The following is a 13,946-nucleotide window of genomic DNA, read 5'->3' as shown; positions in this document are numbered from 1 at the left end:
TCGGATTAGGCGACCGGAGCGCGGTTAAGCGTTTATCTCTCGCGCAACCACCGCCCGCGGAGTAATCCGAGTCCGACGGCGACCGCCACCACCTGCCCGGCGAGTACTTGCCACTCCTTCGGCCCGCCGCGGGGGTTCTCCTCCTCGGAGAGATAGTAGTAGGTGCCGTTCGCACGGACGACCCGCTGGGCGGCGTCGAGTCGTTCGCCGCGCGTGCGGACCGTCTCGCCGTCGAGCGCGCGCCGGGCTTTCTCCGAGAGGTCGCCCGGCGCGACCGAGATATTGCGGAGGATTTCGGGCGGCGTGACGGTCTCCAGCGCGTAGGTCACGCGGTACCGGTCGTCGGGGCGCTCCGTCCGATTGATTCGCCAGCGGTAGAACGGCTTGCCCGTCCCGCTGTCCTCCACGATGACGTACTCGGTGTCGAACCGGTACGCGCGGGAGAAAATCGCGCTCTGGTTCACGACCACCGGCCCGTTCTGGGCGACGCGGGCCGCGAGGACGCACTGCTCGCCGAAGTCGTCGAAGTTGTCGCAGGCGAGCCCCTCGATTTGGTCGTCCGCGTACAGCGTTCCCGTGACGTACTCGCTGTACTCGACTTCTTCGGCCTGATACTCGTAGGTCGTCGCCCCGACGTCGGGCAACAGCCAGAACGGACTCGCCACGAGCGCGAGCGCGACCGCGAGACGGAGGTGCGAGGACCACTCGGACATATCCGGCAGGTCGCAGGTCCTCGATAAGTGCTTTTCCCCTTTCGATTAGACAACTACAGCGTCCTTCGAGAAATACACTGCTATGTTTAGAGGCCAAAAATATTCCTATAAGGTGTCTTTAGATGGGTTTGCTCTTTACTCCGAACTCCGCCCTCGGTCACTCCGGTCCCTGCGGGCAAACTTTGAACTACGTCGAGACGGTCCTGCTCGGCCTCCGGCCTGCGCGGGTCTGCGACTCGCCTCGTTTAAAATCCGTCCTCGGTCACTCCGTTCCCTGCGGGCGGATTTTAAACCCGTACCGGGTCACGCCCTCCTGCGTGTAGATTCGCCGCATCGTCGTCTCCACATCGTCGCCGATTGCCACGCTTCCGGGGTCCGCGGCGACCACCTGCGCCGGGACGCTGGCCTCGCCGCCGTCCGGTCCCGCCAAGGCCACTACCGCCACCGCGAAGTCGCCCGACTGGGCCTGCTGCTCGGCGAACTCCGGGGGCGCGCCGCCCTGCGAGATGACCGTCGCGGCCTCGACGCGGCCCTCGCCGGTCAGGTCCACCTCGTCGTACTCCGCCACGAGCGTCTTGCAGTCGTTACAGGCGCCTTCGGGCGGGAAGTTCAATCCGCCGCAGTCGGGGCACCGGCCCGCGACGAGGCGGTGGCGCTGGTCGAGCGTGCGCTTCCACGACGGCACGCTGACGTACGCCCCGCCCCCGTCGGGCGGGCCGGAGGTCAACTCGCCGCGCTTGCGGAGGTACTCGGCGTAGGTCACCCGTTCGCCGTCGCCGAGTGCGAGCGACGAGGCAACGGCCTCGCTGTCGGTGGTCTCGACCAGCAGGGCGTCCGCGCCAGCGCCGCTCCCGAACGCGGCGCAGAGGACTGTCTCCGCGCCGTCCGCGAGCGCAGTCGCCAGACTCAGCGGGACGCTAGCCGCGCCGGTGTCGCCCAACTCGTGGACCGTCGCGCACCGCCGAATCGCGTCGGTCTCGACGCCGAGCGCGCCCGCCGCCCGGTAGGGCATCTTGCCGTTCGGGGCCTGCACCGCCGCGGCGTCGATTTCGCTCCCGTCGTAGTCCAACTGCTCGACCGCCCCCGCCAGCGTCTCCGTGAACGCCTGCCGTTCGTACCCCGTCGCGCCGAGTCCTTCGACGGTCTCCGAGCCAACGCGCCGGAATCGCGTGCCGGGGTACTCCTCGGCGTACTCCGTCCTCGCGGTGATTTCGGCGCCGCCCGACGCCGAGAGGACGAACGCTGCCGCGCCCGCGCCGGCGGCGTGGTCCTCGTCGCTGTCGGGGTCGCCGCGTGGGCAGTCCGCGGCGACGACCAGACCGACGCCCTCGCCGTCCTCCGACTCCTTTCGGGGCCAAGGCCCGGCAGACAGCGCGGCGTCGAGCGCCCGCGTCCCGGCGCGCGTGCTGCCGGTGAAGACGTGGCGGGTCGCCGAGCGGGGGACGCCGACCATCCCGCCGAGGCGGGCGGTCAGGTCCTCCTCGGCCAGCGGCGGCGTCGTGGACGCGAACGCGAGGAACGCGACCGCCGACCCGTCGCGGTCGGCGGCGTCGAGCGCCCGCGTCGCGGCTTCGTAGGCCATCGTCAGGGCGTCCTCGTCGGCGTCGGGCACAGCCTTCGAGTTCACCCCCGCGGCGTGGAACTGGCCCCACGCCTCCTCGAACGCCTCGCTGGAGACGCGGAATCGGGGCGCGTAGGATCCGACCGCTTCGATTTTGGGTTGCTCGCTGCTCGCGGCGGACTCGTGGTCGCTCATGCGTCCACCTCCCGTTCCTGCTCTCGCGGCTTCGCCGCTCGACTGTCCGAGGCGGTTCCCGCCTCGCGCTCGAAAACGTGGACCACGGCGGCCCCGCCGCTCCCGCCGACGTTGTGCGTCAGCCCACGCTTCGCGCCCTCGACCTGCCGGTTTCCGGCGTCGCCCGAGAGTTGTTTGAACGCCTCCGCGACCTGTCCCGCGCCGGTCGCGCCGATGGGGTGTCCCTTCGACTTGAGGCCGCCGGAGGTGTTGACCGGCAACTCGCCGTCGAGTCCGGTCTTCCCGGATTCGGCGAGTTCGCCACCCTCGCCGGGGTCGCAGAATCCGAGGTCCTCGTAGGCCAGAATCTCGGCGATGGAGAAGCAGTCGTGGACCTCCGCGAAGTCGAGGTCGTCGGGGGTGATTCCCGCTCGCTCGTATGCGGTCTCCGCGGCGCGCTGGGAGGCCTCGATGCCGGTGTAGCTGTCGCGCTGGAACAGGCCCACCGCGTCGCTCGCCGCGCCGACGCCCGCGACCCGAATCGGGTCGTCGGTGTACTCGGCAACGACCTCCTCGCTGGCGATCAGGGCGACGGCGGCCCCGTCGGTCGTCGGACAGCAGTGATACAGCGTGAGCGGGTCGGCGACGGTCTGGGCGTTCTCGGCGTCCTCCAGCGAACACTCGAAGCCGAGTTGCGCGTGGGGGTTCTTCGCGCCGTTCCGGTGGTTCTTCACCGCGACGTGGGAGAGTTGCTCGCTCGTGGTCCCGTACTCGGCCATGTGAGCGTCGGCCATCTGGGCGTAGACGCCCGCGAAGGTGGTCCCCGAGAGGCGTTCCCACTCGGTCTCGCCCGAGACCCCGAGCCAGTACTTCGTCGCGTCGCCGGACGTGTCGGTCATGATTTCGACGCCGCCGGCCAGCACCACGTCGGCCATCCCCGAGCGGACGGCTTGGACGGCCTGCCGGACCGCGTACCCCGACGCGGCGCAGGCGTTCTCGACGCGCGTCGTCGGAATCCCGTGGAGACCGACGTGTTCGGTCGCGGCCGGGCCGGACAGCCCCAACTGGCGACCCCCGACGCCGAGGGTGCCGACGACCGCCTCGTCCACGTCCTCGGAGTCCATGTCCGCCGGAACCGAGTCGCGGGCCGCCTCGAACGCGGTTCGGAACAGCGACCGGTAGCTTTCGTCGGGGAACGACCCGAAGTCGGTCTGGGCCGCGCCGACGAGGTAGGCGTCTCGCATGGGTGGAACGTGTGGGTCTCCGAGGAAATACCTGCCGTTGTTTGCCGGTTCGCCGTCGGGTCTCCGCGGGTCACTCCGTTCACCGGGGCGCTCCGCGGGCCGCTCTGCTCCGCCCGCCGCTTCGCTCCGACCGGCGCGCGCCGAACCCGAAGACATAACGGCGGGCGGACCGCCAGTTCGGAACGACATGGCGGACGCGCGGTCACTGCGGACGCTCGACGAGCGAGCGAGACGATGGTGGGCCGACCTCGACCGGGGGTGGCGAGCGACGGTGGTCGGCCACCTCGTCGTCGCGGCGGTGTGGCTCGCGGTCTGAGATGGCTCCCCGACGCCCCGACCGGTCGGCCCTGCTCCCCTCGCTCCGAGACCTGCTCCCCGGTCTCGCGTTCCTCGTCGTACTCGCGCTCGTCGCTCGCGGTCTCGCCGCGTTCGTCCCGGTTCCCGCGCTCCTCGTCGCCGTGCTGGTCGGCGGGGCGCTCGCCAACACCGTCGGCGTCCCGGACCGCTTCGAGTCGGGGGTCGGAACCTACGACCTCTGGCTGGAGGTCGGCATCGTCCTGATGGGCGTCCGGGTCTCGCTCGACGCGCTGGTCGAAGCGGGACCGAGGCTCCTCCTCGCGGTCGTCGGCGTCGTCGGCTTCACGCTCGCGGTCGCCGAACTCCTCGCGCGAGGCTTCGACCTCCAGCGTCGCCTCGGGTCGCTGGTCGCGGCGGGCGCGAGCGTCTGCGGCGTCTCGGCGGTCGTCGCGGTCGCTGGCGCTATCCGCGCCGACGAGGAACACGTCGCCTACGCGACCAGCACGATTCTGGTCTTCGACGCGCTCACGCTCTTTGCCTACCCCGCGCTCGGCCAGTTTCTCGGGCTGGCCGACCGCACGTTCGGCATCTGGGCGGGCCTGACGATGTTCAGCACCGGCCCGGTCACGGCCGCCGGGTTCGCCTACTCGGAGGTCGCCGGGCAGTGGGCGACGGTGGCGAAACTGACCCGAAACGTCCTGCTGGGCGGACTGGTCGTCGCGTACTCGGTGGTCTACGCCGAGGCAAGTTCGGGTGACGAGTCCGGCCCGACCGCCGCGGCGTCCGCGTCGTCGTTCCTCCGGAGCCTCTGGGACGGCTTCCCGAAGTTCGTCCTCGGGTTCCTCTCGCTGGTCGCGCTGGCCAGCGCGGGCGTCTTCACCGACCCGCAACTCGCGCGCATCGAGCAAGCGTATCGGGCGGCGTTCCTCGTCGCGTTCGCGGGTCTCGGCACGAGCGTCGCGCTCTCGGACCTGCGCGAGACCGGCGTCCGCCCGCTGGCGGTCCTCGCGCTCACGCTCGCGGTCGTGAGCGCGGTCGCGCTGGTCGTCGTCCGGTTCGCCTTCTGAGGCGACCAAGTAGTCGAGTCCGGACGGTAGCGACGGCGAGGTTGCGCGACGCTACCGGCGACCAAACAGTTTAGACCCTCTCTTGCGAATGATTATTCAGCATGGTCTACAACGACGTAGAGACCCTCCCCCGCGAGGAGTTGCGCGATTTGCAGAGCGAGCGACTCGCCGAAACCGTCGAGTACGCCTACGAGAACGTCGATTTCTACCGCGAGGCGCTGGACGAGGCGGGCGTCTCGCCCGACGACATCGAGAGCGTCGAAGATGTCTCGGAACTCCCGTTCACGACGAAGGAGGACTTCCGCGACGAGTACCCCGACGGTCTCTTCGCGGTGGACCACGACGAGGTGCGCCGGATTCACGCCTCGTCGGGAACGACCGGCAAACCCAAAATCGTGAGCTACACCGACGAGGACTTGGGCGTCTGGCGGGAGGTTATGGCTCGGTCGCTGCACGCGGCGGGCGTCCGGCCGAACCACGTCGTCCAGAACGCCTACGGCTACGGGCTGTTCACGGGCGGACTCGGGTTCCACGACGGCGTCGAGGAACTGGGAGCCTGCGTCATCCCGACCGGCGGGGGCAACACCTCGCGCCAGTTGGACATGTTGCAGGATTTGGAGAGCGACGTGCTGGCCTGCACGCCCTCCTACTGCCTCTATCTCGCGGAGGCCGCCGAGGAGCGCGGCATCGACCCCAGAGACCTCCCGCTCTCGACGGTCATCATCGGCGCGGAACCGTTCACCGACCCCATGCGCGACGAGATAGAGCAAGCGCTGGACGTGACCGCGGTGGACGTGTACGGTCTCTCGGAGATAATCGGACCGGGAGTCTCCATCGAGTGCGAGGAGGTCCAGAACGGCCTGCACGTCTGGGAGGACCACTTCTATCCCGAAGTCGTGGACCCCCGAACCGGCGACCCCCTCCCGGAGGGCGAGGAGGGCGAACTCGTCCTGACGAGTCTGACCAAGGAGGCTCTGCCCGTCCTCCGGTATCGGACCGGCGACATGACCTCGCTGACCTACGAGGAGTGCGACTGCGGGCGCACCGTCGTCCGGATGGACAACGTGACCGGACGCACGGACGACCTCATCATCGTCCGCGGAGTCAACGTCTACCCGAGCCAGATCGAGGAAGTGATGGTGGACATCGAGGACGTGGCTCCCCACTACCGCATCGACCTCTACCGCCGGGGGAACTTGGACCGGATGGAACTCACCGTGGAGTACCACGAGGACTACGAGGGGACCCACGAGGAGTTAGAGCGCGATATCCGGGAGAAACTGGAGGAGACCTTAGAGGTCAACCCCGACGAAATCGAAGTCGTCGGGCCGGGCGTCGTGGACCGGACCGAGGTCGGGAAGGTCAAGCGCGTCTTCGACCACCGCGGCGAAGACGAATAGTTTCGTCGCTCCTCGCTCTCTTTTCGATGCGCTGAGACGCGACAGTGGCCTCGACTACTCGACCGCGAACGTGACGCGGTACTGCACGGTCGAACCCTCGGCCGGTTCGGTTCCGCCCTCGCCCGGTCCGGTTCCGCCGTCGGCGGGTCCAGTTCCGCCCTCGGCGGTCCCGTCGCGCTCCACGCCGAGCGACCCCTCCACGACGTACTCGCCGGCCGGCAGGTCGGCCGGAACCGCGTAGCGCTCGGCGAGCGACTCGCCGGGCGCGAGCGTCGAGAGGAGCGCCACGTCGTTCGCGGCGGTCACGTCCCGGCCCGCGGTCCGAACGCGGTCGCTGGCGGCGTAGGCGTCGGTCCAGAGGACGTGCCCGTCGCCCCCGGTGTCCCCCGCGGCGCGACACCGGACGACTCCGAAGGGTCGCGGCGGGCCGCTGGCGAGTCGCACCTCGCGGTCGCCGTCGTTCCGGACTGCGAGGCGGAGTCGGCCCTCGCGGACCGTCGCCGAGACCGAGACCGGGACCGGGCCGTCGGACTCGACGTAACTCGCGTAGAAGGTGCCGCCGAGCGCGACGTACCGGTGGTCACGGAGCGCGTCGAGCAGGCCCGCGGGCGCGCGGTCGAACCCGTACGCCCCGCGCGCGCGGCCGGCACGCCGGACGAGTTTTCGGGTGCGCTCGGGTGCGGCGTCCGCGTTCCAGACCGCGCCGCCGACCGCCGTTTCGACGCCCACCTCCGTCGCCGAGAGTTCGGCGGGCGGGCCAGCGCCGTCCACCTCGACCGCGAAGTCGAGGACCTCGCCGTGGTAGCGCGCGGCGTCGTAGCGCTCGAAGAACTCCCGGAGCGTAGGCCAGACGTACCCCAGTTCGATGCCCTCCCGGCGGGCGATTCGCAGGAGGCCGCTGGCCACGTACTCCTCGCGGGTGACGGCGCGCTCGTACGCCTCGTAGGTCGCGACCTCACCCGCGACGTCGCGCTCGGCGACGGCCTCGGCCGTGACGCGGTACGTCGGCAGGGTGTCGTCGAGTCGGTAGTAGGTACCCGCCCGCTCGACGAAGGGGGTCGCGCTGGCGAATTCGCAGAGCCACTCGGGCGGGTCGCGGGTCCGGTAGGTGCCCTCGATTGCGCTGGCGACGACCTCGCGCTCGCGCTCCGAAAGGGCCGAAAACGCGGTGATTCGCCCGCGAGGGTCGTCGCCGAGGTCGTTCAGTCGGACGACGTGGTCGAAGGTGCGGGCGCGCCGGACCGACAGCGCGCGGTCGGTCGCGGCCAGTCGGGTCCCGGCCGGCGACCGAGCGGAGTCCCCGCCGGACGCCTGCTCGTTTCGGCTTCCGTCAGACGACCGGGACGCGCCGAGCACCCCGACCGAGGTCGCGGCCGCAGTCGTCGCGCCGGCGAGACGGAGGAACGGACGGCGTCGCATACCGGTGGATGACGCTCGGGGTTCAAAAATATGCAGGAATTAAAGTAGCGCTTACCGTCCCGACGACTATGAGGGCGGTGCGCCGCTCCGGGGGTCGAACCGCCGGCGCTCGTCGGACCGGCCGGTGAACAGTGCCAGCACCTTCTGGACGGCGACGTACGCGAGCAGGACCGGCAGGACCGGCAACAGCAGCAGGAGGTAGCACGCCGCCATCACCTCTCCGATTCGTGCCATGACGAGTTCCGCCTTGGACTTGCCGAGAACAGCTCTTCTATCCATGCTATCACCCGTACGCGTTCGAACCGACGACCGGAGAGGACAAGAAAGTTACCGGTTCGCCGCGTCGGTTCCGGCGGACTCCGCCGTTACTCCTCGGAGTGAAGCGTGACGTTCGTGAACTCGAAGCGCGCACCGCCGGCCTCGCTTTCGGTCACCGCACACTCCCACTCGTACGTCTCGACCAGTTCGGCGACGAACGTCAGTCCCACTCCGATTCCGCCCTCGGACTCCGCGGTGGTGTACCCGACCTCGAACACCGTCTCCCGGTCCTCGGGCGGAATGCCGACGCCGTCGTCGGCGACGTAGAACCCGGTCGGAACGTCGCCGACCGTGACCGTGAGACCGGCGTCCTCGTCCGCCGCGGCGCCTTCCGACCCGCGTTCGACGGCGTTCTCGTCCGCTGGACGAGGGCTCGTGGAGCCGTGTTCCACGGCGTTTTCGAGCAGGTTCTCGAAGAGATGTCGGACGTACGTCTCGTCCGCGAGCAAGACCCGGTCGGTCGCTACCGTCAGCGTCGCGTCCGGCGCGTTCACTTGCTCCCAGGCCTCTCTCGCCACGTCGGCGAGCGCGACCGGTTCCGACTCGCCGACCGCGTCGCCGCCCCGAGCCAGCACCAACAGCACGTCTATCATGTCCTCGATGCGGTCGAACGCGTCGGTGACGTACTCGACCGCCTCCGGCGCTTCGTCGGACGGGAGGCGCTGGCCGTATATCTGGCCGATGGTGACGGGGTTGCGGAGTTCGTGGGCGAGCATGCTGGCGAACGATTCGAGTCGCTTGTTCTGTCGTTCGAGGCGGCGCTCGCGCTCCTTGCGCTCGGTCACGTCGCGGACGACGCCGACCCGCTCGTACTCCCCGCGCTCCTCGTCCAGCGGAATCAGCGCGAAACTCGCCTCGGTCTCGACGGTTTCGCCGTCGGCCGTCTCCAGCGACGCTTCGATGGTCTCGCTCTGGTGGTCACCGGTCCGGAGGTCGCTGTAGAGTTCCTCGGCCGCGTTCAGCACCTCCTCGCTGACGAGAAACGAGGAGTCGCGCCCGACGAGTTCGTCGGGCGTGTAGCCGAGCATCTCGGCGTACGTCTCGTTGACCAGCGTGAATCGGTTCTCCTCGTCTTTGACGTAGATGCCGTCGTTGACGGTCCGAAAGACGGCCTCGTACCGTTCGAGGTCGCGGTCCCGGCGCTGGCGGTCGGTCGTCCACCAGACGCGAACGCTCCCGCCGACCTCCTTGGTCTCGGCGTCGCCGCGTTCCGTGAGTTCGTCGAGTCTGTCGCGCGCCGTCTGGCGCTCGCAGCCGAGTGCTTCTGCAACTTCGCTCGCCGTGACGGGAGCGCCGGACGCTCCCGTCGTTTCCAGCACGGTGAGCGTTTCGGCGAGCGTGATTCCAGAAGAATCCATTGACGGATAAGTTTGAAACCGGCCCTCATAGATTTTCCGTTGGAGCGATTTACGCGTCCGTTCCGACACGTCTCGACCGGATTCGACGCTCGGGCTACTCGCCGGGGAGGTACACCCGACCGCGGAATGCCGCGATTTCGTCGCCGACCTCGTCGGTGACGGCGACGCGGTACGAGGCGGTCCGGCCGCGCTCGTGGACCCGCTCGGCCGCGGCGGTCAGGGTCTCGCCGACCTCGACCGCCTCGAAGTAGGAGATGTTGGTCTCCAAAGCGAGCGCGGCGTCGCCCTCGGCGTTCGACGCGGCCGCGAACGCGGCGTCCGCCAGCGAGTAAATCGCGCCGCCGTGGGGCGTCCCGTGGAAGTTCAGCAGGTCGTCGGTGACGGTCAACTCGGTCGCGGCGGTGCCGGGTCCGAGGTCGGTCAACTCGACGCCCAGTTTCTGGCAGAAGGGGTCCGAAGCGATTCGCTCGCGGCGTTCGTCGGGAATTTCTGGCACGGGTGCAGTTCGCGTGACGGTCACTTAGTTTTCGGCTTCGGCGACCGACTCGGCAATCCTCTCGGCTTGGACTGACTGCACTCTCGGCTCAGACTAGCTACACTTTCCGTCCGGCGCGTGCGGGCGTGGCGCTCGTGAGCGCCGCGCCCATCCGCGCGAGGGACGAGTAGCGCAGCGTAGCGAGACTTGCGAGACGCGACGCGTCTCGCTGATCTGCGAACGACGTTCGCAGACAACGCAGTCGGTTGGGGAGGCGTGAGACTGATGCGGTGCTGTGCGGGAGACTCCTGTGTTCAAGCCTGAAGTTAGCTTCTGTCGAATTTCAATCGCTCTGGAAACTCGGTTGTTCGAGTTTGATACTCGCTTTTCCGTTCCGTCCAATTTATCGTCGTTCCTCCCATCACCCACCACGGCAGATACCATAGAATTTTGTCGCCGACGAGCGAATCCCGAAATATGCCGTACAGCTACACGCCCCACCACTTCGAGGACTTTGAGGAGGGACAGACCTTCGAGAGCGTCGGCCGGACCGTCACCGAGTACGACTTCGTGATGCACTCGGCGTTCGCGGGCGACTGGACCGAACTCCACACCAACAAGGAGTACGCCGAGGGCGAGGAGTTCGGCGAGCGCGTGGCCCACGGCCCGATGACGTTCGTCCTCGCCACGGGGTTCGTCTACCGGACCGGCATCTTGGAGCGCACCGTGCTGGCGTTCCTCGGGATGAACTACATGGACATCCCGAACCCGGTCCACATGGACGACACCATCTCGCTGGACATGGTGGTCGTCGAGACGAAGGATATTTCGAGCCGCGACGACGCCGGACTGGTCGTCATCGACACCACGATGACGAATCAGGAGGACACCGTGGTGTTCGAGGGCGACATGAAGTTCCTCATCAAGAAGGACGAAGCAGACGAGTAGGCAGATTATTCCTCCCGGTGGGCATCTCCCCGCCGCTCGCAGTTCACGAACCACCTCCGTCGAACGTGTCCACGCAGTCACGTCTTCTTCGCACGATTTTTCACCACAGTCCCCGAACACTGCTCCATGCCCAAACTCGACGTCGTCGCCGACCACCCCGACGAGAACCCCATCATCGACACGCACTGCCACCAGCCGACCGAGGAGTTCCTCCACGACGCCGGCGGCCTGATGATGGAGGACGCCGCCGAGAAGTTCGGCTCGTCCATCGAGACCGACACCTACGACAATCTCATCGAGGAGTACCACGAGGTCGGCATCGGCAAGACCGTCCTGCTGGGGTGGGACGCCGAGACCAACACCGGAAATCCGCCCGTGCCCAACGACTACGTGGCCGAGGTGCGCGACGAGTACGACGACTTCTTCGTCGGATTCGCCAGCGTGGACCCCCTCAAGGACGACTGCGTCGAGGAGGCCGAGCGCGCGGTGAAGGACCTCGACCTCTCGGGATTCAAGTTCCAGCAGATAGCGCAGGGCTTCGACCCGAGCGACCCCGAACACGAGGAACTGTTCTCGACCATCGAGGACCTCGGCGTCCCGGTGGTCTTCCACGGGGGCAACTCCACTCTCGGCGCTGGCGCGCCCGGTGGTCGCGGTCTCAAAATCAAGTACGGCAACCCGATGCTGATAGACGACGTGGCCGCCGAGCATCCCGACCTCCAGATTCTCATCGCCCACCCCGCGTTCCCGTGGGAGAAAGAGCAGTTGGCCATCTGCCAGCAGAAGGGCAACGTCTACATGGACCTCTCGGGGTGGATGCCCCGCTACATCGACGACCAAGTGCTGCACTACGCCAAGAGCCTCCTGAAGGACAAGGTGATGTTCGGCACAGACTACCCGATGATAGAACCGGCCCCGTGGCTCGACCAGTTCGAGGAGTTGGACTTCCCCGAGGAGGTCCAGCGCAAGATTCTCTGGGAGAACGCCGAGGAGTTCCTCGGACTGTAGCGGGAGCGGCGCGCGTCGGAAATCGTTTGGGTACGGTACGACTGACGGGACGGACTCAGCAGTCCACCGTCGGGAACTCTTTACACGTGCAGAACGGAACCACGCTGATTTCGAACGTCATCTTTTGTCACCTCCGCTCGGATTCGTTACGCTCCAGATTTAAATTATTTTTCCGATAATAGGTCGCCAACCAAATCGGCCCCTCGGACGCTACTCGGCGTCGTCGGTCTCGATAAGGGTCGTCTCGTCGCTTCGGGCGTGACGAATCTCGACCGCGTGACGAGTGTGGCGGGCGTGGGTCTCGGCCCACCGGGTCGCGGCGTCGCTGGCGAGTCGTTCGGCCTCTTCGGTGCAGTTGCGACAGACGGCGCGCCACGTCGCTATCTCGTCGGGGAAGTGGCCGGTGTGTCGCCGGTGGTCGAGCGCGAACTGCTCGACGGCGTGGTTGCCGACGCCCAAATCGTCGAACTCTTTCGAGAGGTCCCACTCTCGGTCACACCGCTCGCAGGTCACCGTCGGGGCGTCGAAGTCGTCGTCGGGTAGCGGGTCGTCTGGGTCTGACACGACCGTCGATTGCACGCGCGGCGTCTTGAGTCTGTCACTCGGAGTCGGCGGCCGGGTCTCCGCGGCTGGGTCTCCGAAGCCGGGTCCGCCACGACCGTTCTCACTCGAAGTCGGGGTCCCGGCCTTCGAGGAACGCCGCGACTCCCTCCTCGTGTTCGGGCGTGTCGTAGGCCAGCGACTGGACGTGGTTCTCGTAGTCGAGTCCCTCCCGCCAGCCCCGGCCCAGATTCTCGTGGATGGCGCGTTTGGCCAGTCCGATGGTCGTCGTCGGGCGCTCGCGGAGGGTGTCCAACAGGTCCGCGACGCGCTCGTCCAGTTCGTCGTCGGGGACCGCCTCGTTGATTAGCCCCAACTCCGCGGCCTCCTCGGCACCGAAGAACTCGCCGGTGAACGCGAGGCGCTTCGCGGTCCGGAGACCGACGAGGCGGGGCAGGAGGAACGACCCGCCGGTGTCGGGAATCAGGCCGACGCGGACGAACGCGCAACTGAACGTCGCCGACTCCGCGGCGTACGCGAAGTCGCTGACCGCCGTAATCGCCAGTCCCGCGCCCACGGCGTCGCCGTTGACTTTGGCGACGATGGGCACCTTCGCCGAGAGGGCTTCCTCGACGACGCGGCCGAAGGTCTCCGTGACGCGCTCGTAGGCCTGCTCGGTGGTCTCCTCGCGCTCGGCCATCGACTGGATGTCCCCGCCCGCGCTGAACGCGCCGCCCTCGCCGGTCAGGACCAGCGCGTCGAACTCGTCGGCGTCGGTGTCGGCGATTACCTCGGCCAACTCCTCGGCGGTGTCGGTGGTGAAGGCGTTCATGACCTCGGGTCGGTCGAACGTGACGGTTCGGACGCCGTCCTCCTCGGAGATTTCCATACGCCACCGTCCGGCGCTATCGAAATAAGACTACCCCACTGCTGGGCGGGCCGACCGCCGCGGTCCGGGGTACGTGCCGTGCGCCCGCTCAGCGAACGAGTATTTTTAAGCCGCTTCCCGCCCCAAATCGACCCCATGGACGTAGAGAGCTTCTTCGAGGAGATGCCGTTCGCCGACCTGCTGGGCGTCGAAGTCACCGAGGTCGAGGACGGCCACGCCGAGGGCCGCGTCGAGATGCGCGAGGAACTGTCGTGGAACGCCGACCGCCAGATGGCTCACGGCGGCGTCACGTTCACGCTCGCGGACACGGTCGGCGGCGCGGCGCTGGTCTCGCTGGTGGACCAGCCGGTGCCGACCATCGACATGCGCATCGACTATCTCGAAGCCGGGACCGGCGACCTGCGCGCGGAGGCCGACGTGGTGCGCTGTGGGAGCGACGTGGGCGTCGTGGACGTGGAAGTCTACGCGGAGGAAAGTGATGCACAGGTCGCCGACGCGCGCGGCGTCTACAAGACGGGGTAGCGAGCGCGACGGG

At 68.0% G+C, this 13,946-nt stretch carries 15 protein-coding genes; 6 read left to right on the top strand and 9 right to left on the bottom strand.

The window, feature by feature from the left end:
• Positions 1-32 precede the first annotated feature (32 nt).
• The 3 genes from M0R88_RS17485 to M0R88_RS17475 form a co-directional block, all read right to left on the bottom strand.
• Positions 33-713, bottom strand: a complete 681-nt coding sequence (locus M0R88_RS17485) for a DUF8127 domain-containing protein (RefSeq protein ID WP_248654699.1) — start codon at positions 711-713, stop codon at positions 33-35.
• Between the two features lie 262 nt (positions 714-975).
• Entirely contained in the window at positions 976-2,469 is a 1,494-nt protein-coding gene (locus M0R88_RS17480) for an OB-fold domain-containing protein (RefSeq protein WP_248654698.1), read from the bottom strand.
• Positions 2,466-3,692, bottom strand: coding sequence for a thiolase domain-containing protein (locus tag M0R88_RS17475; RefSeq protein ID WP_248654697.1), 1,227 nt, complete (start codon positions 3,690-3,692; stop codon positions 2,466-2,468). The genes M0R88_RS17480 and M0R88_RS17475 overlap by 4 nt, the downstream gene beginning before the upstream one ends.
• 187 nt (positions 3,693-3,879) lie before the next feature.
• Here M0R88_RS17475 and M0R88_RS18690 point away from each other — a divergent pair, with 187 nt between their 5' ends.
• From M0R88_RS18690 to paaK, 3 genes are all read left to right on the top strand, one after another.
• A complete protein-coding gene (locus tag M0R88_RS18690; protein WP_256468570.1) occupies positions 3,880-4,008 on the top strand; it encodes a hypothetical protein in 129 nt (42 codons plus the stop codon).
• Position 4,009: 1 nt separating this feature from the next.
• On the top strand, positions 4,010-5,056 hold the full coding sequence (locus M0R88_RS17470) for a YeiH family protein (protein WP_248654696.1): 1,047 nt from the start codon (positions 4,010-4,012) through the stop codon (positions 5,054-5,056).
• Positions 5,057-5,157: 101 nt separating this feature from the next.
• Positions 5,158-6,456 carry a phenylacetate--CoA ligase PaaK gene (gene paaK / locus M0R88_RS17465; protein WP_248654695.1) on the top strand — a complete coding sequence of 433 codons (1,299 nt, stop codon included), beginning with the start codon at positions 5,158-5,160 and terminating at the stop codon, positions 6,454-6,456.
• 54 nt (positions 6,457-6,510) lie between these two features.
• Here the strand turns inward: paaK and M0R88_RS17460 are convergent, their stop codons facing one another.
• The 4 genes from M0R88_RS17460 to paaI all read right to left on the bottom strand — a co-directional run bounded on the left by M0R88_RS17460 (position 6,511) and on the right by paaI (position 10,047).
• Positions 6,511-7,875: a DUF8130 domain-containing protein gene (locus M0R88_RS17460; protein ID WP_248654694.1), complete on the bottom strand. Its 1,365-nt coding sequence runs from the start codon at positions 7,873-7,875 to the stop codon at positions 6,511-6,513.
• A gap of 66 nt (positions 7,876-7,941) precedes the next feature.
• Positions 7,942-8,109: a hypothetical protein gene (locus M0R88_RS17455; protein ID WP_248654693.1), complete on the bottom strand. Its 168-nt coding sequence runs from the start codon at positions 8,107-8,109 to the stop codon at positions 7,942-7,944.
• 131 nt (positions 8,110-8,240) lie between these two features.
• The gene (locus tag M0R88_RS17450; protein WP_248654692.1) at positions 8,241-9,551 is read right to left on the bottom strand and encodes a PAS domain S-box protein; all 1,311 of its coding nucleotides are present in this window, start codon (positions 9,549-9,551) and stop codon (positions 8,241-8,243) included.
• A gap of 94 nt (positions 9,552-9,645) precedes the next feature.
• The gene (paaI, locus tag M0R88_RS17445; protein ID WP_248654691.1) at positions 9,646-10,047 is read right to left on the bottom strand and encodes a hydroxyphenylacetyl-CoA thioesterase PaaI; all 402 of its coding nucleotides are present in this window, start codon (positions 10,045-10,047) and stop codon (positions 9,646-9,648) included.
• Between the two features lie 456 nt (positions 10,048-10,503).
• On the opposite strand from paaI, the gene M0R88_RS17440 reads away from it, so the two are divergent.
• Both M0R88_RS17440 and M0R88_RS17435 read left to right on the top strand, forming a co-directional pair.
• Positions 10,504-10,974 (top strand): MaoC/PaaZ C-terminal domain-containing protein, encoded by a 471-nt coding sequence (locus M0R88_RS17440; protein WP_248654690.1) that lies wholly within the window; start codon positions 10,504-10,506, stop codon positions 10,972-10,974.
• 126 nt (positions 10,975-11,100) lie between these two features.
• Positions 11,101-11,982: an amidohydrolase family protein gene (locus tag M0R88_RS17435; RefSeq protein WP_248654689.1), complete on the top strand. Its 882-nt coding sequence runs from the start codon at positions 11,101-11,103 to the stop codon at positions 11,980-11,982.
• A 210-nt stretch (positions 11,983-12,192) separates the two neighbouring features.
• On the opposite strand, the gene M0R88_RS17430 is transcribed toward M0R88_RS17435, so the two are convergent.
• Both M0R88_RS17430 and M0R88_RS17425 read right to left on the bottom strand, forming a co-directional pair.
• Complete coding sequence (locus M0R88_RS17430) at positions 12,193-12,546, bottom strand: DUF8062 family protein (RefSeq protein WP_248654688.1); 354 nt, start codon at positions 12,544-12,546, stop codon at positions 12,193-12,195.
• 100 nt (positions 12,547-12,646) lie between these two features.
• Positions 12,647-13,411 (bottom strand): enoyl-CoA hydratase/isomerase family protein, encoded by a 765-nt coding sequence (locus M0R88_RS17425; protein ID WP_248654687.1) that lies wholly within the window; start codon positions 13,409-13,411, stop codon positions 12,647-12,649.
• A 135-nt stretch (positions 13,412-13,546) separates the two neighbouring features.
• Between M0R88_RS17425 and M0R88_RS17420 the strand changes: the two genes are divergently transcribed.
• Positions 13,547-13,933 carry a PaaI family thioesterase gene (locus tag M0R88_RS17420; protein WP_248654686.1) on the top strand — a complete coding sequence of 129 codons (387 nt, stop codon included), beginning with the start codon at positions 13,547-13,549 and terminating at the stop codon, positions 13,931-13,933.
• Positions 13,934-13,946 lie beyond the last annotated feature (13 nt).

The sequence above is a fragment of the Halorussus gelatinilyticus genome (assembly GCF_023238445.1).
Lineage (GTDB): Archaea > Halobacteriota > Halobacteria > Halobacteriales > Haladaptataceae > Halorussus > Halorussus gelatinilyticus.
This window is presented reverse-complemented; position numbering and strand designations above follow the sequence as displayed.

Bases quoted from the DNA above. Each gene is read 5' to 3' on its own strand.
- M0R88_RS17425 (WP_248654687.1), bottom strand. From the start codon at position 13,411: ATGGAAATCTCCGAGGAGGACGGCGTCCGAACCGTCACGTTCGACCGA.
- M0R88_RS17470 (WP_248654696.1), top strand. From the start codon at position 4,010: ATGGCTCCCCGACGCCCCGACCGGTCGGCCCTGCTCCCCTCGCTCCGA.
- M0R88_RS18690 (WP_256468570.1), top strand. From the start codon at position 3,880: ATGGCGGACGCGCGGTCACTGCGGACGCTCGACGAGCGAGCGAGACGA.
- M0R88_RS17455 (WP_248654693.1), bottom strand. From the start codon at position 8,109: ATGGCACGAATCGGAGAGGTGATGGCGGCGTGCTACCTCCTGCTGCTG.
- M0R88_RS17480 (WP_248654698.1), bottom strand. From the start codon at position 2,469: ATGAGCGACCACGAGTCCGCCGCGAGCAGCGAGCAACCCAAAATCGAA.
- paaK (WP_248654695.1), top strand. From the start codon at position 5,158: ATGGTCTACAACGACGTAGAGACCCTCCCCCGCGAGGAGTTGCGCGAT.
- M0R88_RS17475 (WP_248654697.1), bottom strand. From the start codon at position 3,692: ATGCGAGACGCCTACCTCGTCGGCGCGGCCCAGACCGACTTCGGGTCG.
- M0R88_RS17485 (WP_248654699.1), bottom strand. From the start codon at position 713: ATGTCCGAGTGGTCCTCGCACCTCCGTCTCGCGGTCGCGCTCGCGCTC.
- M0R88_RS17440 (WP_248654690.1), top strand. From the start codon at position 10,504: ATGCCGTACAGCTACACGCCCCACCACTTCGAGGACTTTGAGGAGGGA.
- M0R88_RS17435 (WP_248654689.1), top strand. From the start codon at position 11,101: ATGCCCAAACTCGACGTCGTCGCCGACCACCCCGACGAGAACCCCATC.
- M0R88_RS17420 (WP_248654686.1), top strand. From the start codon at position 13,547: ATGGACGTAGAGAGCTTCTTCGAGGAGATGCCGTTCGCCGACCTGCTG.
- M0R88_RS17460 (WP_248654694.1), bottom strand. From the start codon at position 7,875: ATGCGACGCCGTCCGTTCCTCCGTCTCGCCGGCGCGACGACTGCGGCC.
- M0R88_RS17450 (WP_248654692.1), bottom strand. From the start codon at position 9,551: ATGGATTCTTCTGGAATCACGCTCGCCGAAACGCTCACCGTGCTGGAA.